We start from the raw sequence: 17,454 nt of genomic DNA, 5'->3' as shown, positions 1-17,454 counted from the left end.
CGTGGGAGTGTTGATGACCCTGTGGAGCTGTGGCGAAGTGTTGGTGCCCACCAGATTCGCACGCTGAAATGCGCTCTCACTAGCCAATCATCAATAAATCCATCGATTTGTTATAAAGCCAAGGCAGGGTTACGGGGAAATGGAGCCCCGGCGGCGGCACCCTCAGCGCAGCACGATGTCCACGGGGTTGGCCTCGGACCTCCATTGGCCTTTGGATCCGGGCTTCGGGGCAATCACAGGGGCGGTCAGCACGCCCGAGCGGTTGGTGCGCTTGTCCCGCAGGATCTCCGTGACGGAACCGAGATGCCGCGACAGGTCGATCACGTTTTCGGGAGCGGCCAGGAGCAGCTGGAAACCGAATTCGTGCAGCGCCTTGATGCCGGCGCCGGCGAATTCCTCGGAGGCCAGGACGAACGCTTCGTCCATCATCACCGTGCCGTAGGTGGTGAAGCCCTGTTCGGCGATGCCCAGCTGGTAGCTCAGCGCGGCGGCCATGATGAACGCGGTGAACCGCTGCCGCTCACCACCGGACATGGAGCCGGTGTCGGCGTGCATGAACACCTCGGTCCGCTTGCCGCCCTTGCTTCCGGCCGGCGCGTGGACTTCGCGGTGCTCCTTGCACTGGATGAACAGGTGGCCGCGGACATCCAGCACCTCGGCGCGCCAGCGCCGGTCCTCCGGTGCCTGGGAACCCAGCCGCTTCACGAGCGTTTCCAATGACTTGTAGCGGCTGGTGAGCTCGGCGTCGTCGTCCACGCTGGTATGGGGGGCTTCCCTGCCGGGCCGCGAATGACGGGTCTTCAGCGCGTTCTGGATGGCGTCCTTGAACTGCTTGGCCGTGGCCGGCAGGGTCTGTTTGATGTCCAGCTCCAGGAAGCTGCCTTCATGGAAGTTGACCTCGGAGAGAATGCCGTTGAGCGGCAGGATGCGGCTCATGATGGAGCGCCGTTCCTCGTCCAGCAGGTGCAGCAGCGTGCTGAACGATTCGTGGGTGCGCTGGTTGAAGAACTGCCGGAACTCCGCTTCCTGTGCCGGCAGGCCGTCGCTGACGATCGCGTGGTAGCGGGCTTCGAACTCACTGGCTGCGCCGATCGACGTGCCGTGGTCGGCCGAGATCGCCGTGCCCCACTCGCGCACGAATCCCTCGAAGATCCGGGTCAGCCGCTCGGACATCGCCTGGCCCCGGGATTCCGCGGTGTGCAGTTCCCCCAGCAGCTGAGTTCTGACCCGGGCGGCCAGGTTGTCCAGCTCATGCATTTCCGTCACGTCGCCGAAGCCCTCGAAGTATGGCTCCAACGCGGCGGCGGTGGAGGCCGACGGCGGTGCCTGGGCCAGGCGGGTCCGCGCGGCTTCCAGCAGTGAATCAGCGGTGCTGAGCTGGTGGTCCAGTGCCTTGTACTCGCTCTGCAGCACCGCGGCCGCTTCTGTGCTGGACTGGTGCTTCTGGCGTGCCGCCTCGATATTGGCCCGCAGCGGTTCGAGGTCGGCCTGCGCAGCAAGGGCGTCCTTGAGCCGCTGTTCGATCCGGGCGAGTTCGTCCGCGGCGACCGCCGCGGAGACCTGCTCCCAGGGACGGTGGTCCTCGGCAACGCGGCGCAGCGCCTCGAGCTGCCGGGACATGCCCTGGTGGGATTCCTCCCTGCTCTGGGCGAGTTCGGCTGCTTTGGCCAGCTCCTGCTGCAGGTCCGCCACCTGTGCCGCGACGAGTTCCATTTTGGAGGCGTTATCAAAGCCAAGGACGTAATCCTGGCGGCCGGTGAAGCGGTCGTCCTTCTCCACGGTGTGCCTGTTGCGCTTGACCACGCCGCCCAGGCTCAGGCCTTTGTCGAGCGCGGCAAGGTCGTCCGGATTTTCCACACACGGGTAGGCGAAGTCCAAGGCGATGCGTTCGCGGATCCACTCGCTTGCCTGTGCGGCGGAGCCGCCGCCGGGCCCGGCCGTGAGGATGTCCAGCTTGGTCAACAGATCGCCGTCGGAGACGTCCTCCACAGCCAGCGCGCCGCCGGCGAGCGGCTTGGACACATCGACGGCGCGCAGGGCGCCGCGGACGGTGTGGTTGTTCAAATAGCGCGTGACGGCGGCGAAGTGCTCGCCCGGGACCAGCAGCGTCGTGGCGAGGCTGCGCAACGCGCGCTCGGCGGCGGGCCGCCACTGTTCCTCTCCCTCGGCGAGGTCGATGAGCTCGCCGCCGAAGGGCATGAGTTCCTCGGGGATGCCGGTGGCGGCTGCGATGGCAGCGCGGTTCTCAATGCTCGACGGCGGCAGCAGGGACTTGCGCGTCTTCAGGGAGATGAGCTCCTGTTCGGCCGCAGCGAGTTCACGCTTCTTCGTCGCGTGCCCGTCAAAGGCCTCGAAGCGGAGCTCCTTCAACGTCTCCGAATCGTCCCTGAGTTCCGCGGAGCGGGCGGCGGCCAGCTCGTGGGCCTGCTCCCACCCCTCGGCCGTCCAGTCCAGCTGCAGGCCGGCGTCGGAGAGTGACTGGCGGGCCGCCTCTTCCACCTGCTGGCGAAGCTTGAGGCCGACCCGGGCGTTCTCCAGCGACTGCTCGATGGAGGAGATGGCGTTGCCGCCCTGGTTGTTGTACTCAGCCTCGAGCTGGCGCAGGTCCATGGCGAGGCTGTCGCGGACGGCCCGTTCGGCGCCGAGCTCCTTGGCCTTGGCTTGCGCCCGTGCCTTGATCCGGGCGAGGGTCCTCTCGTGGACGGCGACGGCGAGCCGCTGCCGGTAGGCCTCAAATTCCTCGCCGGCAAGTTCCCGGAGCCGGTTTGCATCCAGCAGGGACTGGGCATAGTCCCTGTTCAGCTCCGGTACCGGGGCCAGCTGGTCGCGTTGCTGCCGCACGTCTTCAAGCCGCTGCCGGATCGACATCAGGTTGCTGAATTCCTCAACGACGCCGTCCGCAGCGGCCAGCGTCGCCGGCGCATCCAGCACTTGGTCGCGGAAGAACGTGTTGACGCTGCCGCCCAGGCCCTTGCCGGCCTGGATCACGCGGAGCAGCGGGAGCGCCTGGTCGGAGTTGATGCCCAGCAGGCGGCGGAACCGCTCGGCGAAGGCCTTGTGGACGTCGAAAACCTGCGCGTCCGGGAAGATGCCTTCAAGCGCCGCCTTGGTGAAACGCTTCTCGGCGATGCCCTCAATGGCGGCAAGATCCAGGGGCTTGTTGTCGATCAGGTAATAACGCCCGACGCTGGACTCGGTGCCGTTCTTCGGCAGGTCAAACAGCGCGGACACCGTCACCGTCGTGCCGGCGGCGTTGTCGAACGTCAGGGCGACGGCCGACCAGGTGGCCCCGGGGCGCTGGAACGCGCTGGCCGAGCCCTCCCCCACAGCCTTGTCGCCCACCTTGCCGCGCATGTACGTGAAGGTGGTCCTCTTGTCCTCCACGGCCCCGCCGGAGCGCTGGGCCGCCGCCTCGTTGGAGCGCGGGCGGGCGTCAAACACGCGCAGCATGGCATCGAACAGTGTCGACTTGCCGACCCCCGAGTTGCCGGTCAGCAGCGTCCCGTTGCGGTCCACATGCATGGTGTGGGCGCCGTGGAACGTGCCCCAGTTGACCACCTGCACCATCGCCAGGCGCATCTGGCCGGGGTTGGTGAGCTCGCCCATCGGCAGCATGGTCGCGATGCTCACTTGCCGCTCCCTTCGGCGGCGTCGCCGCCGTCCTCGGTGTCCGCCTCTTCATCGGCTTCGACGGGCTCAACCAGCGGGCTGTCGTTGAGCTCCAGCATCGCTTCCGTGCCGGCGGGGTCTGCCGTTGCTGCAACCAGGGCTTCGATCTGGGCCGGGATGTCGCCGATGTTTTCGAAGGGGAGAGCCAGCGGGAGGGCGTTGGAGATCGTGTAGACGTCGTCCAGGCCGGTGCTGAGGAGGAGTTGGCGGGCGAGGAGCTTGGTGACCGCCCGGTTCACCACGTCCGAGTCGCGGAGGGCATCCTGCTGGCCTGCAGGCTGGTAATGCGCCACGAGTTCGGCGATTTCTTCACGCGTGATTGTGGGGTCGGTCTGGGCTGTGACGTGGCGGTCCAGCAGCAGCCGGAGGCGAAGCAGCACGATGGTTTCCACCCGGCTCAGGGCACGCTGCTGGCGCAGGATGCTGGAGCGTGCGCTTCCCCCGATGGCCTCGGCGTCGACCGGCCGCAGGACAGCGATCTTGCGCTCGTGGTCCAGTTGCAGCGTGAGGAACAGCTCGGAGAGCCTGCTGCGGAGGATGAGCTGGTTGTCCAGCAGTGTGGTCCACAGCTTCTCGTCGCGTCCGCCGTCGACGTAGGGGCCTTTCAGGAGCTTCACAAGTGCCTGGCGCACCTTCATTGGGAGCACGCCGGTGTCACCGGGGAACAGGGCCGCACCGTCGACGAAGGTGTCCCGGGGACGGACCGGGAAGGGGTCGGTCCGGGTTTCGCGAGGCTCTGCCACCGGGGCTTCGGTTTCGGCGGGTTCAACCGCCGGGGCGGCCGCCGTCGTCATCTCTTCAGTCATCGGAATCCTTCGTGAGGGTGACCACCGGAAGGTAGGCCTTGCGGGTGGTGCCGTCGATCTGTTCAAACTCGACGGCGTCCCAGGCTTCGCGGTCGAAGCCGGCGCCGTCGTGGAGGGCGTGGGAGAGCAGAGCACGGATGGAGTTGATGTGCCGTTCCTCGGGAGGCAGCTGCCCCCACGCCTCGGCAAGGGAAGCGGCGCCCGCCATGGCTGCCCGGATGGCCTCCGGGTTCGCCTTGCGGGTGCGCGGCGAGCGCACGCGGTCGGAGTCGCTGAAGGCGATCGGATCCGCGAGCTTCGGCGGGGCCGCGGACTCGTCGGGATCGAACAGCTTCACCATGGCCAGCGATTCGAAGCCTGCGTTGAAGAGCACTGGGCCGGGGACGAGGCCTGGCCGCTCACGCTCGTACGGCAGTCCGCGGATGGCCTGTTCGGCTTCGCGCAGCACCTTGCGGAGCCGGACGGACTGGCGGAAGTCATCACTTTGGACGTAGGTGTTCAGGCTCTCGCTGAGCTTGCCATAGATGCGCTGGATCTGGCTGTGCTGGTGGCGGAGCTCGGCCACAAGGTTCTTCAGAGTTTCGCGGTCCTCCGCTGAGAGGTCGTCCGCGAACTGCCGGCTCAGCACCTCTCCGATCGCCGAGCGGAAGCGCAGCTGCTGCTGCGGATCATCCAGGAAGGCCGTGAAGGACCGGAATGTCCTGCCCTCGGGGCTTTGCCGCAGCCGCTTGTCCGCTTCCAGCACCTGGGCCATGGTGGCTCCCTTGGTCAGCGATTCCTCGATGATCTGGTTGCGCAGCTCGCCCACAAGCTCCTCGATGCGGTCGCGCATCTTCTTGTAGTCGGCGGGGAGGCTGGCCGCGAGGTCCAGGATGTTGCCGGCGGCTTCCACGGCCTCGTCGTCATCGAGCAGCCCGTCAAAGTCCCCTGAGCTGATGTCCTGGATGAGCTGTTGGCGCTCCTCGATCTCCTCCTCCAGGGACTCCAGCCGGGCGCTCTGGTCCGGGTTGGTTTCGTTGGCGAGCTTCTCCACGTCGCCCAGCAGCGTGCCCAGCCGGGAACCATTCAGCGTGGAGCGTTCGCTGGAAAGGCTGTCCAGGAAGGCGAGCACGCGGGCGGCCGGTTCCGTGACCTCGTACACGATCTGTCCGGACTGGTTCCGTCGCGTCAGGAACTGCTTGCGCGTCCATTCATCGCCAAAGGTCTTCCCGTTGGCCGCACCACCCAGCCCCGGCTCCTGGCGGCGGAGCTGCTCAAGGAAGGAATCGACGTCGGCATGGAACTCTTCCAGCGGAAGCTGCGGCCGGGTCCTGGTGAAGGACGCCTGCAGCACGGCAATCACCCAGGGGGCGGAGCGCGTGAGCGCCCAGGCGGGCCCCTTGGTCAGGAGCTCAAGGTCCCGGAGCCGTGCGCTGATGGCGTCAGCGGAGGACGCGGCAAACCGGGGCACACACTCTCCTAAGCTGCGTCGGGGATGGTCTGGGCAGCGGGAAACCGGAAAACTGCCAACTACAAGGTTAACGCAGAGCCTCTTTCCGCCGGCGCGCCCCGGAGCCACCTCGGACGGACAGGGGGGTTGCCGTCCCCGTCGCCTGCCGCGTAACGAAGCCGTTGTGACTGGTGATAATTCTGAGACAAGGCCGTGACCTACGGAGCAGTATGATTTCGATCCCGTATCAACCGGCCCGATCCGCCGGCGAGGCTGTGGATGGATCCCGCCTCTGCACCCTACGCTCGTGCTACTGATCAACCGCAGCAACGGCGCAGGGGGAAACATGCAGTTTGACCTAAGTGCAGTGGAGAACGCCACCTTGGTGTTCATCGGAACGCTGGTTTTTGCCTTGGCACTGGTTCTGTTCGTGGCGGTGGCGGCAATGGCCGCCCTCGTTCTGGTAGGCGTGGGGAGGCTGGCATGGCTGGTTGTCGCCGGCACGCTGCTGGGCCTGGTGCACGGCATCAACCACGTGTGGGACCGGCTGGTCCACCACGCATCCACGGTTGAGTTGCCGGGTGATTTTGCGGGGCAGCCTTCCCCTAGCACGGGTACTTACCCGCGGGTAGCATTGAGGGACAGCTGAAGGGTTCTCCACCCGCGGCGAACCCAGGGCTTGAGCCGGTCACCGGTTAGAGGAGATGCCCCGTGAGCTCCGCCACTGAGAGTCCCGCCACTGACAGCCAGGCCACCCGGCCTCAGGCCGGCACCATCCCGCCCATCGACAGCCCGGCGTCCGAAACGCCGGTGGCCGCCGAGAAGATCGGGGCCGGTGCATCTGCCGAGGATGCCAGAGCCGTCGCCGAGGCGGCCCGCGAGACCGCGTGGGAGCAGCCGAGTTTCGCCAAGGGCCTGTACCTCGGCAGCTTCGACCTCAGCCTCATCCACCCCTGGCCGGCAGCCAAAGCCGATGACGTGGAGCGCGGCGAGGCTTTTATGGAGCAGCTCACAGCGCTGTGCCGGACCATGTCCGGACGGGTCATTGAGCGCGATGCCAAGATTCCGGACGAGTACCTGAAGGCGCTGGCTGACCTTGGCGTGTTCGGCATGAAGATCCCGCGGGAGTATGGCGGACTGGGCCTGTCGCTGGTGTACTACGGCCGGGCGCTGGGGCTGCTGGGCTCGGTGCACCCCAGCCTGGGCGCGCTGCTCTCCGCCCACCAGTCCATCGGCGTGCCGGAACCGGTGAAGGTGTTCGGCACCGCCGAACAGAAGCGGGAATACCTGCCCCGCTGCGCTGCCGGCGCCATTACCGCCTTCCTCCTCACAGAGCCCGACGTCGGCAGCGACCCCGCCCGGATGGGCAGCACCGCTGTCCCCACGGACGACGGCGCCGAGTACCTTCTGGACGGGGTGAAACTCTGGACCACCAACGGCGTGATCGCGGAGCTTGTTGTGGTGATGGCCGTGGTGCCGCGGCACAGCACCCCCGACGGCACGGTCCATAAGGGCGGCATCACCGCCTTCGTGGTCGAGATGGACTCACCGGGCATCACCGTGGAAAACAGGAATGCCTTCATGGGCCTCCGCGGCATCGAAAACGGTGTCACCCGCTTCCACCAGGTGAGGGTTCCGGCCGCCAACCGGCTGGGCCGCGAGGGCCAGGGCCTGAAGATCGCACTTACCACGCTCAATACCGGACGCCTTTCCCTTCCAGCCCTGTGCGTTGCCACGGGACGCTGGAGCTTGAAGATCGCCCGCGAATGGTCCAATGCGCGCACCCAGTGGGGCAGGCCGGTGGGCAAGCACGAGGCCGTGGGCAAGAAGATCGCCTTCATTGCCGCCACGGCGTTCGCCCTGGACGCGGTCTTTGAACTGTCCGCCGAGATGGCCGACGCCGGGCAGAAGGACGTCCGCATCGAGGCCGCCCTCGCCAAGCTGTGGTCGACGGAAATCAGCTACCGGATAGCGGATGAGCTGGTGCAGATCCGTGGAGGCCGGGGTTTCGAAACCGCGGATTCGCTGGAGGCCCGGGGCGAGCGCGCCGTGCCCGCGGAGCAGCAACTGCGTGACCTTCGAATCAACAGGATCTTCGAAGGGTCATCGGAGATCATGAAGCTGCTGATCGCCCGTGAGGCCGTGGACGCCCATCTGGCCGCCGCCGGGGATCTGGCGTCCGCGGACGCCAGCCTGTCGGACAAAGCGAGGGCCGCCGTCGGGGCCTCCGGCTTCTACGCGAAGTGGCTGCCAAAACTGGTGGCGGGCGCCGGGATGGATCCCCGCTCCTACAGCGAGTTCGGCCGGCTCGCCAAGCAGCTGCGCTTCGTGGAACGGTCCTCACGGCGACTGGCCCGGCAGACGTTCTACGGCATGGGGCGATGGCAGGCCAGACTGGAGCACAAGCAGGCCTTCCTGGGACGGATCGTGGACATCGGCGCCGAGCTCTTCGCCATGGCCGCGTGCTGCTCGCGGGCGGAGATGTTGCTGCGCACGGCTCCCGAGCAGGGCGCCACGGCATTCGAGCTGGCCGAGGCCTACTGCGAGCAGGCCCGCGTCCGCGTAGACGAATACTTTGACCAGCTGTGGCGGAATACGGACGACGGCGACCGCGAACTGTCACGCAAGGTCCTCGCCGGGGATTACGTGTGGCTGGAAGCCGGGGTGCTGGACCAGTCCGAGGGCACCGGGCCATGGATCGCCGACGCTTCGCCGCACGCGTCGGCAAAGGAAAACCTGCACCGAAAGTACCGGTGACCGGGGAAGGAATCCGGTTGCATCCAGGAAGGGCGGCACGAAAACCCGGATAGTAAGCATCCTTGCTACAAGGCATTGAACGGAGTTAGCTAGAAGTGAGGCCAGCGCCTTGGCCTCGGCATTGCGTTGCCCGGCTTAGACCGTGAGCCTGGTCCGTTCAATGAAAGTGAGGCGTTCGATGAGCAGCCCAATCAGTTCCGAGGACAGACGCCCTCGGCACATGCAGTCCGGCCGCAGGCCCGACGAAACCCCGGTTTACGACGCCACCCGGTCACGCGAGGGGGATACGCGGGAAGCGGACACCGGCGCACGGGACACTGACACAAGCACCAGGGCCATGACCACTCAGGCGCCCTACGCCGAGCGGGACTATGCTCCGGACACGGAGGGCGACGACGCGCGGCCGCACTCCGACCCCAGCCTCGCCTCGCGGGAGACCGCGATGGCCCGCGAAAAGGAGGCTTTCGGCGGGGTCAAGGTGGGCTCGGCGTTCTTCGGCTGGCTGGCGGCCACCGGCATGGCCGTGTTGCTGACGGCCTTTGTGGCGGCAGCCGGAACGGCCGTGGGGCTCGCCACCAATCCCGACGTCAACGCCGCCATCGGCCAGGCGGCGTCAAACCAGACGGTGGGCCTGGTGGGCATCATCGTGCTGCTCGTGATCCTCTTCGTCTCGTATTACAGCGGAGGCTACGTGGCCGGGCGGATGGCGAGGTTCAACGGCGCCAAGCAGGGCCTGATGGTCTGGATCTGGGCGCTAATCGCCGCCGTCATTGTCGCCGTCCTCGGCATGATCGCCGGCGAACAATTCAATATCCTCGCCCAGCTGAACAGTTTCCCGCGGATTCCCGTGAACGAAGGCCAGCTCACCACCACGAGCATCATCGCCGCCGTCGTGGTCGCGGTCGTCGCGTTGGTGGGCGCCGTCGTGGGCGGCATGGCCGGCATGCGCTTCCACCGCAAGGTGGACCGTGCTGGCTTCACGCCGACGGCCGACTACGAGGAGCACTAGGAGCCACGGCAGAGTGGGTCCCGCGCGCCGGCGCCCTGCAGGGCCCCGTCCGGAGCAGCTAGGCCTGGTGAAGGACGACAGCGTCAAGGTAGTACCAGCGGCGGTCCACCCTAAGGAAGCGGCTGGTTTCGTGCTGGACGCCCCGTTTGCCGTCCTGCCTGAAATGCGCCGTGAACTCCACCAGGCCCTGATTGTCCAGCGGGCCGCCGCGGCTCGTGGAGACGATGTCCAGCCGCCGCCACTCCAGCCCGGGATCCAGTTCCAGCTCGGTGGGCCGGGTGTCCGGGTGCCAGGTTTTCAGGAGGTATCCGGTATCCAGGAGAACGAATGCACTGTACCGGGAGCGCATGAGCTGTTCGGCCGTCGCAGCGTCCGCGGCTCCGCTGTGGAAGCGGCCGCAGCAGTCGGCGTACTGCTCTCCGGAGAGGCAAGGACAGTTGCCGGTAAAGGTCTGGGACTGGCTCACGAAGTTCCCTGAAAGTGTGGAGGTAAATTGCTGATCTCGACTATATGCCTGAGTCGACAGACCCGTCCGGTAACAGGTTCGAAACAACATCCGCCCGGCCTTGTCATGCGGGCATGTCGGCAGTAAATAGTCCGTAAGGTGGTAAAGGCTGTTGCATGTGGGCAATGCCCCGGCTTGCAGCAGCGGTGGGTTAGGAGGGTGAAGTGGAAGATCCGACAACGGTTGCACTGAACCTGACATTTTTCGGCACGGTGTTCGTGGCCTTTCTCATGTCGCTGGGGCTGTTCATTAGTTTCATCGTCATGCTCGTCATCGCCGGCGTCAGCCGCCTGCTCGTGCTGATCGTGATGGCCCTGTTCGGCAGGATCCCGAAGAACGACACCGTCGAAGTTGTGCGGCTGCCGGCCGACACGAAAACTACGGAGGCGCTGCCCCCGAAGCCCGCGAAGGTACAGCCTGCCAAGGCACCCCGCGCCCCGCGCCCGGTCCGCGCGCCGCGTCCTTCCGTGGACTGGAAGACACTGATGACCCGTGCCGGCCTGCAAAGCGCCCTGCGAACCGCCGTCGCCGATCACCCGCTGCTGACGGCGGCACGCCCGGTGCCGCCTGTCCTGGCGAAGGACTGGGCAGAGGCGGTTGCCGCTGCAGATGCCCGGGCCGTCGCCCGGGCACGGGAGACCGCTCCGGTGCTCGACATCCCGGTTCCGGAAGCGCCCGTCACAGGCGTGGGAGAAGTGGTGAAAGTGGCTCCGCTCGTGGAGTCAGCGCTGCACGGCGGCGAAGGCGCCCCTGTCAATCAGGTCCCGCCCCGGCCGACCCGCGCCCCCAGGGCGGGCGCAAGCGGACCAGATGCGGCAAAGGGCGCCGGCAGTGCGCCACAAGTCCAGCCGGTCCAGTCCTCGCTCGCCGCCTCTGCCCAGCCCGCGCGGCCGGCAAAGAAGCCTGCAGACGTGGGCCACATGGCCGTCCTGGACACGGGATCCATGGTCTCGCTGGCGCAGCATACGGAAAACCGCGTCCGATCTTAGGTGGCCTGACGGGAAACTGTGGCATTGACGGCTTCGCGGGCTGGGCGTAAACCTGTCAAAGGGGACCAGCCCGCAGAACCGAGCAGAATCGCAATGCCATGTCCAAGGTGATCTACAGGCGCCGCAAGTCCGTCCGGCCCGCGCCGCATCCGGAGGAACCCACGCACGGTCCGCTGACCAGTGCTGAGTTGCAACTCGCGGTACGGAACCATTCGATGCCGCTGGAGGTGCTGCGTGAGGATGTCACCCCGCCCGGACTGCACTACGTACTGACGCACTTCGACATACCGCACATCGATCCGGCTGCTTGGCACGTGAGGATAGGCGGCGCCGTTGAGCGGGCCATGGAACTGGGGCTGGCCGCCCTGAAGAGGGATCCGGCGATCAGCGTGCCGGTCACACTGGAATGCGCCGGCAACGGGCGTTCACTCCTGAGGCCGAGGCCGCTGAGCCAGCCCTGGACCCTTGAAGGCGTGGGAACGGCCGTGTGGACGGGTGTTCCGCTGGCCTACCTTCTGGGAAAGGCCGGGATCGAGCCGGAGGCCACCGAGGTGGTCTTCACCGGCCTGGACGAAGGAATCCAGGGCGGCGTCCGCCACCACTATGCACGCAGCCTGCCCATTTCGGAGGCCCTCCGCGCCGACGTGGTGCTGGCCTACAAGATGAACGGCGCCGACCTGCCGCCGCAGCACGGCTACCCGCTGCGGCTGGTGGTTCCCGGGTGGTATGGCATGGCCAGCGTCAAGTGGCTGCAGTCCATCCAGGTGGTGTCCTCGCCATTCCAGGGTTTCCAGCAGGCGGTCGCGTACCGCTACCAGCACACCGCGGACGACGCCGGCACTCCGGTGACGCGGATGAGGGTCCGCGCGCTGATGGTTCCGCCGGGTGTCCCCGACTTCTTCACGCGCCGGCGGCACCTGCCGCGGGGCCCGGTGATGCTGCGCGGCCGCGCCTGGTCCGGCGAGGGCCCCGTGACGGGCGTGGAGGTCGGCGTCGACGGGCACTGGATGCCCGCGCAGCTGGACAGGCCGGCCGGTGCCTACGCGTGGTGCAGCTGGAGCCTGCCGTGGGTGGCAGACCCGGGCGAGCACGAACTGGTATGCCGTGCGAAAGACGCCACAGGCGCCGTCCAGCCGCTCGAACAACATTGGAACTATCAGGGCATGGGCAACAATGTGGCCCAGTGCATCCGCGTAACCGTTGAGTAGGCAGGGGGCCGGTCAGCACCCTTCGTAGTCACTGAGCACCGCGCCGCTGTTAGTGCATGTGGCTTCCGCCGTTGATGTCGATGGTGGTGCCTGTCAGGTAGGCCGAGTCCTCGGAGGACAGGAACGTGATGACGGCGGCCACCTCCTCGGTGGTGGCGTTGCGGCCCAGGGGGATGCCGGAGTTGATGGCAGCCTCCTGTTCCTCGGTGCTTCCCACGCGGATGTTGGTGTCCACGGCACCGGGGGTTATGGCGTTGACGGTCACGCCGGTGTCACCGAGTTCGCGGGCCAGGGCCTTGGTGAAACCGAGGATCGCGGCCTTGGCGGCGGAGTACGGGACCTTGCCGAACACCCCTCCGCCGCGCTGGGCGGAGACGGAGGACATGTTCACGATCCGGCCCCAGCCGTTGTTGATCATGCCCGGCAGGAAGGCCTTGGTGACGAGGTACGTGCCGGTGGCATTGACGTCCATCACCTTGTGCCACAGCTCCAGGGTGGTCTCCAGGAACGGCACCGGTGAGGTGATCCCGGCAATGTTCGCGAGGGCGCCCACGGGAGGGAGGGTGCCGGCGCCGACCTCAGCCGCCACTGCCTTGTGGGCGGCGTTGACGGAGCCTTCGTTGGCGACGTCAATCTCGTAGCCGAACGCCGGGACGTTGAATTCGTTGCCGATTTCGGCGGCGACCTTCGCCGACTTCTCGCCGTCGAGGTCCAGGATCACCACGCCCCAGCCCTGGCTGGCGTAGCGGCGGGCGGTGGTGAGGCCAATGCCCCGGTCAGAGGTTGCCCCGGTGAGGACGGCCGTGCGCTGGATGGTGGTCATGATGCTCCTTGGGTTTCTTGAGGTGTTTTGGGGGGTCAGATGAGGTCGGTGATGAAGCTGGCAGCCTTGGCGGCGGCGGCCGGGCGTTCGTGGTGGGTCACGTCGCGGGTTTCCAGTTCGAGGGAGAAGTGGCCGGTGTAGCCCTGTTCCGCCAGCGAGCGCAGCCCGCCGGCGAAATCAGCGAGGCCGTTGCCGATGCTGAGGTTGATGTTGCCCGGCACGGCATCGCGCAGGTGAACGTGGGCAATCCGGCCCTGGTGGCGCCGCAGGTACTCCTCCGGGTCCTCGCCGGCGGCAACGATGTGGCTGAAGTCCATGACAATTCCGACACCGGAGCCCGCCAGCCGCTGTGCCAGCGCTTCTGCGCGGTCCAAGTTCCAGCAGAACCGCAGGAAGTGCAGCGATTCGGTCCAGAGCCCGCGCGGCCTGCCGGCTGCCGTCGAGCACTGCGTTGAGATCCCCGATGTCTCCGTTGACGGAACGGACCCGCAAGCCGGACTGGGCCACGTCTTTGGCCACTGCGGTGACGGCAGGCCCGTCCAGTTCATAGGGAACGTGGTCGCAGACCCCGGGAAGTGCCCCGAGGTCGATCTCCTCGAAACCCAGCCCCGCAATGGTCCGCAAGGCGGTCGGAAGGTCCTGGTGCCTGAAGCTGATGGATGAGCATCCGAGTCGGGAATGGAACATCGTCGTTGATCCTCTGGCTGTTCGTGCCCGACAGGCAGGGTAGTGATGGCCCCCACAGTACCCGCGTTGACTGTTAACAGTCAACCTTCTAAGTTAACTGTTGACACTGAACATGACCTCGGTCACACTGGCATATCACCTGTTAACAGTCGACATCGCTGAGGCAAGGCTTTCAGCGCTCTTCGAAAGGAAACTCTTCATGAGCAACGAAGCTCTGAAAATGCGGGGCCACGTCCACGGCACAAAAGACGCAAAGCGGGTCGCCATCGGCTCCGGCGTTGGCGCCGTCATTGAGACCTACGACTTCATCGGCTTCGGCACTGCCGCCGCGCTGTACTTCGGCACTGCCTTCTTCCCCACGGGTGATCCCGTGACCGGAACGCTGGCGGCCTTCGCCACCCTCGGTGTCGGCTTCGCAGCCCGCCCCATCGGCGGCATCATCGGCGGGCACCTGGGCGACAAGGTGGGCCGCAAGCCCGTCCTGGTCGCCTCGCTCATCCTGATGGGTGTGGCAACCTTCCTGATCGGCCTGCTGCCCACGTATGAGCAGGTCGGCCTGCTGGCTCCGGCGCTGCTGGTCTTCGTCCGCATCGTCCAGGGCTTGGCCTTCGGTGCCGAATGGGGCGGTGCCATCCTGATGAGCTACGAACACGCACCGTGGAAGTCAAAGGGCAAGTACACGGGCATCGTCCAGGCCGGCTTCCCCGTGGGCCTGCTCCTGGCGAACCTGGTGTTCCTCGTCAGTGTAAATCTGGGCGGCGAACTCGCCTGGCGCGTTCCGTTCCTGGCCAGCATCGTGCTCGTCGCTGTCGGCCTGATCATCCGCTCCAAGGTCCCCGAGTCCCCGGTATTTGACGAGGTCAAGGAAAGCGGCTCCATCGTCAAGTCCCCGATCATCGAGGTCATCAAGACAGACTGGCGCAGCGTCGTCCGGGGCATCGGCCTGCGCATCGCGGAAACCGCCGGCTACGCCGTCTCCATCACGTACATGATTTCCTACCTGCACACCGAGCAGCTGGCGGACAAGACCGAGACCCTCGTCGCCCTCTGCATCGCATCGGCCGTGGGCATCTTCGCGACCGTGGCCTGGGCCAGGCTGACGGACAGGATCGGCCGCCGGCCCCTCTATGTCTGGTCCTGCGCGTTCGCCGCGCTGTTCGGCATCCCGATGTTCCTGCTCGTGAACACCGGAATGTTCATCTTTGTGATCGCCACCATCGTCATCTCCTACGCTGTCTGCCAGAACTCCCTGGCCGGTGCCCAGGGCCCCTGGTTCCCGGAGCTGTTCCAGGCCAAGACCCGCTCCTCCGGCGCCTCCCTGGCCTACCAGATCTCCGCGATGGTCTCCGGCTTCACGCCCTTCATCACCACGCTCCTGTTCGTTTCACTCGGCTGGATGGGCCCCGCGCTCCTCTTCAGCTTCTACGCCGCCATCGGGCTCTGGGCGGCCATCGTTACCCGGGAAACCTGGGGCAGGCGCGAACGGCAGCTTGCAGATGAGGCCACCAAAAGCACCCCGCAGACGGTGAACGTCTGATGACCGGCACGGAAGAAGCACAAATGACCACCACACAGGAAAACATGGCTCCCACGACAGAACGCGTTGACAGTGTTTCAGCCGCGGCCTACCGGATCCGGCACCACGCCCTGACCATGGGCGAGGTCCAGGGCCAGGGCTATGTGGGGCAGGCACTCGGCGCGGCGGACATGCTCGCCGTGGTCTACTCCGACCAGCTGCGCTTCCGGGCGGACGACCCGGAGTGGGCGGAGCGCGACCGGTTCCTGCTTTCCACCGGGCACTACGCCATCGGGCACTACGCGGCCCTTGCCGAGGCCGGCGTCGTCCCCGTCGAGGAACTCGAAACCTACGGCTCCGACGATTCCCGGCTCCCCATGTCCGGCATGTCCACCTACACCCCCGGCATGGAAATCTCCGGGGGCTCGCTCGGCCACGGACTGACCATCGCCGTGGGCATGGCCCTCGGTTTGCGCCACCAAGGCTCCAACGCCAGGATCTACAACTTCCTCTCCGACGGGGAACTGGACGAAGGCTCCACATGGGAAGCGGCCATGGGCGCCCACCACCACCAGCTCGGCAACCTCACCGCCATGGTGGACATCAACGCCCTGCAGGCCGACGGCAAGACCGACTCCGTGCTCCGCACCGAGCCGATCACCGATAAATGGGAAGCCGCCGGATGGTACACCCAGCGGGTGGACGGCAACCACCTCGGCGAGCTGCTGGAGGCATTCGACAGCGCCGCCGCCCAGGCGGCCGCGGTGGGACGACCCTCCGTGATCCTCTGCGACACCAAAGTGGGCCGCGGCGTGCCGCTGCTGGAAGAACGCGAGAAGGCGCACTTCATGCGCATCGAAGAACACGAGTGGCAGCTCTGCCGCGAGCAACTGACCGCAGGATACGAAGGAAAGGCCGCCTGATGAGCACCGCCACCACGTCCCCAGCCACCACAACAGCCACCGCAGTTAAGGGCACCGTCGCCACGAGCACAATCCCCAAGCTCAAGACCTCCGCCATGATCGCATCCTTCGCCGATCCCGGCCAAAAGACCACCCCGGCCCCGTTCGGCCACGCGCTGGTGAAAGCCGCGCAGGAAAACGATAAGATCGTTGGCCTCACCGCGGACCTGGGCAAGTACACGGACATGCACATCTTCGCGAAGGCCTTTCCGGAGCGGTTCTTCCAGATGGGCATGGCCGAACAGCTGCTATTCGGGGCAGCGGCCGGCCTCGCTGAAACGGGCCTGGTGCCATTCGCCTCCACCTACTCCGTGTTCGCTGCCCGCCGCGCCTACGACTTCCTCTGCCTCGACGCCGCCGAACCCAACCTGAACGTCAACATCGTCGGCGGCCTTCCCGGGCTCACCACCGGCTACGGGCCCAGCCACCAGGCAACCGAGGACATGGCGATCTTCCGCGGCATGCCCAACCTGACCATCGTGGACCCCTGCGACTCCGTGGACATCGAGCAGGCCGTGCCGCAGCTCGCCGCCAGCGAAGGACCCACCTACCTGCGCCTGCTCCGCGGCAATGTCCCCACCGTGCTGGACGAGTACGACTACACCTTCGAACTGGGCAAGGCCAAGGTGCTGCGCGGAGGCAACGACGTCGTCTTCGTCTCCAGTGGACTCATGACCATGCGGGCCCTGCAGGCAGCGGACGCGCTGGCGGCACACAACGTGGACGTCGCCGTTGTCCACACCCCCACAATCAAGCCGTTCGACGCCGCAACCGTCCTGGCCGAAATCAACACCGACCGGCTCGCGGTGACCCTGGAGAACCACAGCGTGGTGGGCGGGCTGTTCGAGACCGTTGCCTCGGCAGTTGTTACTGCCGGCGTGGGGAAGCGTGTGGTGCCGGTGGCCCTGCCGGACGAATTCCTGGGCGCCGGCGCCCTACCCACCCTGCACGAGCGTTACGGCCTGTCCGTACAGCGGATCGTGGCCAAGGTCCTCGCAGAACTTGGCTGACCGCCGCAAGAAGCGCGGGGACGGCACGTGCCGTTACCCGCGCTTCTGCCGTACCATCTGTTAACAGAGCGTCTGTAAACAGTC

At 66.5% G+C, this 17,454-nt stretch carries 13 protein-coding genes and 1 pseudogene; 8 read left to right on the top strand and 6 right to left on the bottom strand.

Features of this window, described 5'->3' with window-relative positions:
• Window positions 1–162 precede the first annotated feature (162 nt).
• The 3 genes from ACIP90_RS17140 to ACIP90_RS17130 are packed head-to-tail and all read right to left on the bottom strand — an operon-like array spanning window position 163 to window position 5,925.
• Entirely contained in the window at window positions 163–3,630 is a 3,468-nt protein-coding gene (locus tag ACIP90_RS17140; RefSeq protein ID WP_400580766.1) for an ATP-binding protein, read from the bottom strand.
• Window positions 3,627–4,475, bottom strand: a complete 849-nt coding sequence (locus ACIP90_RS17135) for a DUF4194 domain-containing protein (RefSeq protein ID WP_400580765.1) — start codon at window positions 4,473–4,475, stop codon at window positions 3,627–3,629. Before ACIP90_RS17135 ends, ACIP90_RS17140 begins: the two co-directional genes overlap by 4 nt.
• Window positions 4,468–5,925, bottom strand: coding sequence for a DUF3375 family protein (locus tag ACIP90_RS17130; protein WP_400580764.1), 1,458 nt, complete (start codon window positions 5,923–5,925; stop codon window positions 4,468–4,470). The genes ACIP90_RS17135 and ACIP90_RS17130 overlap by 8 nt, the downstream gene beginning before the upstream one ends.
• A gap of 325 nt (window positions 5,926–6,250) precedes the next feature.
• Here ACIP90_RS17130 and ACIP90_RS17125 point away from each other — a divergent pair, with 325 nt between their 5' ends.
• From ACIP90_RS17125 to ACIP90_RS17115, 3 genes are all read left to right on the top strand, one after another.
• Window positions 6,251–6,553, top strand: a complete 303-nt coding sequence (locus ACIP90_RS17125; protein ID WP_400580778.1) for a hypothetical protein — start codon at window positions 6,251–6,253, stop codon at window positions 6,551–6,553.
• Window positions 6,554–6,615: 62 nt separating this feature from the next.
• Window positions 6,616–8,661, top strand: a complete 2,046-nt coding sequence (locus tag ACIP90_RS17120; RefSeq protein ID WP_400580763.1) for an acyl-CoA dehydrogenase family protein — start codon at window positions 6,616–6,618, stop codon at window positions 8,659–8,661.
• A gap of 178 nt (window positions 8,662–8,839) precedes the next feature.
• On the top strand, window positions 8,840–9,670 hold the full coding sequence (locus ACIP90_RS17115) for a hypothetical protein (protein ID WP_400580762.1): 831 nt from the start codon (window positions 8,840–8,842) through the stop codon (window positions 9,668–9,670).
• 58 nt (window positions 9,671–9,728) lie between these two features.
• Here ACIP90_RS17115 and ACIP90_RS17110 read toward each other — a convergent pair whose 3' ends face one another.
• Window positions 9,729–10,136, bottom strand: a complete 408-nt coding sequence (locus ACIP90_RS17110) for a YchJ family protein (RefSeq protein WP_400580761.1) — start codon at window positions 10,134–10,136, stop codon at window positions 9,729–9,731.
• A gap of 203 nt (window positions 10,137–10,339) precedes the next feature.
• Between ACIP90_RS17110 and ACIP90_RS17105 the strand changes: the two genes are divergently transcribed.
• Together ACIP90_RS17105 and ACIP90_RS17100 are read left to right on the top strand one after the other, a co-directional pair.
• Window positions 10,340–11,164 carry a hypothetical protein gene (locus ACIP90_RS17105; protein ID WP_400580760.1) on the top strand — a complete coding sequence of 275 codons (825 nt, stop codon included), beginning with the start codon at window positions 10,340–10,342 and terminating at the stop codon, window positions 11,162–11,164.
• Between the two features lie 98 nt (window positions 11,165–11,262).
• Window positions 11,263–12,372: a sulfite oxidase gene (locus tag ACIP90_RS17100; RefSeq protein WP_400580759.1), complete on the top strand. Its 1,110-nt coding sequence runs from the start codon at window positions 11,263–11,265 to the stop codon at window positions 12,370–12,372.
• Window positions 12,373–12,421: 49 nt separating this feature from the next.
• Here the strand turns inward: ACIP90_RS17100 and ACIP90_RS17095 are convergent, their stop codons facing one another.
• Together ACIP90_RS17095 and ACIP90_RS17090 are read right to left on the bottom strand one after the other, a co-directional pair.
• Window positions 12,422–13,195 carry an SDR family NAD(P)-dependent oxidoreductase gene (locus ACIP90_RS17095; protein ID WP_400580758.1) on the bottom strand — a complete coding sequence of 258 codons (774 nt, stop codon included), beginning with the start codon at window positions 13,193–13,195 and terminating at the stop codon, window positions 12,422–12,424.
• Between the two features lie 35 nt (window positions 13,196–13,230).
• A pseudogene (locus tag ACIP90_RS17090) lies at window positions 13,231–13,882 on the bottom strand (sugar phosphate isomerase/epimerase family protein).
• A gap of 199 nt (window positions 13,883–14,081) precedes the next feature.
• On the opposite strand from ACIP90_RS17090, the gene ACIP90_RS17085 reads away from it, so the two are divergent.
• From ACIP90_RS17085 to ACIP90_RS17075, 3 genes are read left to right on the top strand one after another with little or no spacing between them, the layout of a single operon-like run.
• Complete coding sequence (locus ACIP90_RS17085) at window positions 14,082–15,419, top strand: MFS transporter (protein ID WP_400580757.1); 1,338 nt, start codon at window positions 14,082–14,084, stop codon at window positions 15,417–15,419.
• Between the two features lie 23 nt (window positions 15,420–15,442).
• The gene (locus ACIP90_RS17080) at window positions 15,443–16,321 is read left to right on the top strand and encodes a transketolase (RefSeq protein ID WP_400580756.1); all 879 of its coding nucleotides are present in this window, start codon (window positions 15,443–15,445) and stop codon (window positions 16,319–16,321) included.
• On the top strand, window positions 16,321–17,370 hold the full coding sequence (locus tag ACIP90_RS17075) for a transketolase family protein (protein WP_400580755.1): 1,050 nt from the start codon (window positions 16,321–16,323) through the stop codon (window positions 17,368–17,370). Before ACIP90_RS17080 ends, ACIP90_RS17075 begins: the two co-directional genes overlap by 1 nt.
• Window positions 17,371–17,454: the final 84 nt, after the last annotated feature.

The organism is Arthrobacter sp. NPDC093139, from assembly GCF_044754165.1.
Classification (GTDB): domain Bacteria; phylum Actinomycetota; class Actinomycetes; order Actinomycetales; family Micrococcaceae; genus Arthrobacter.
The sequence above is the reverse complement of the archived record's forward strand: the minus strand, read 5'-3'. Positions and strand labels throughout refer to the sequence as shown.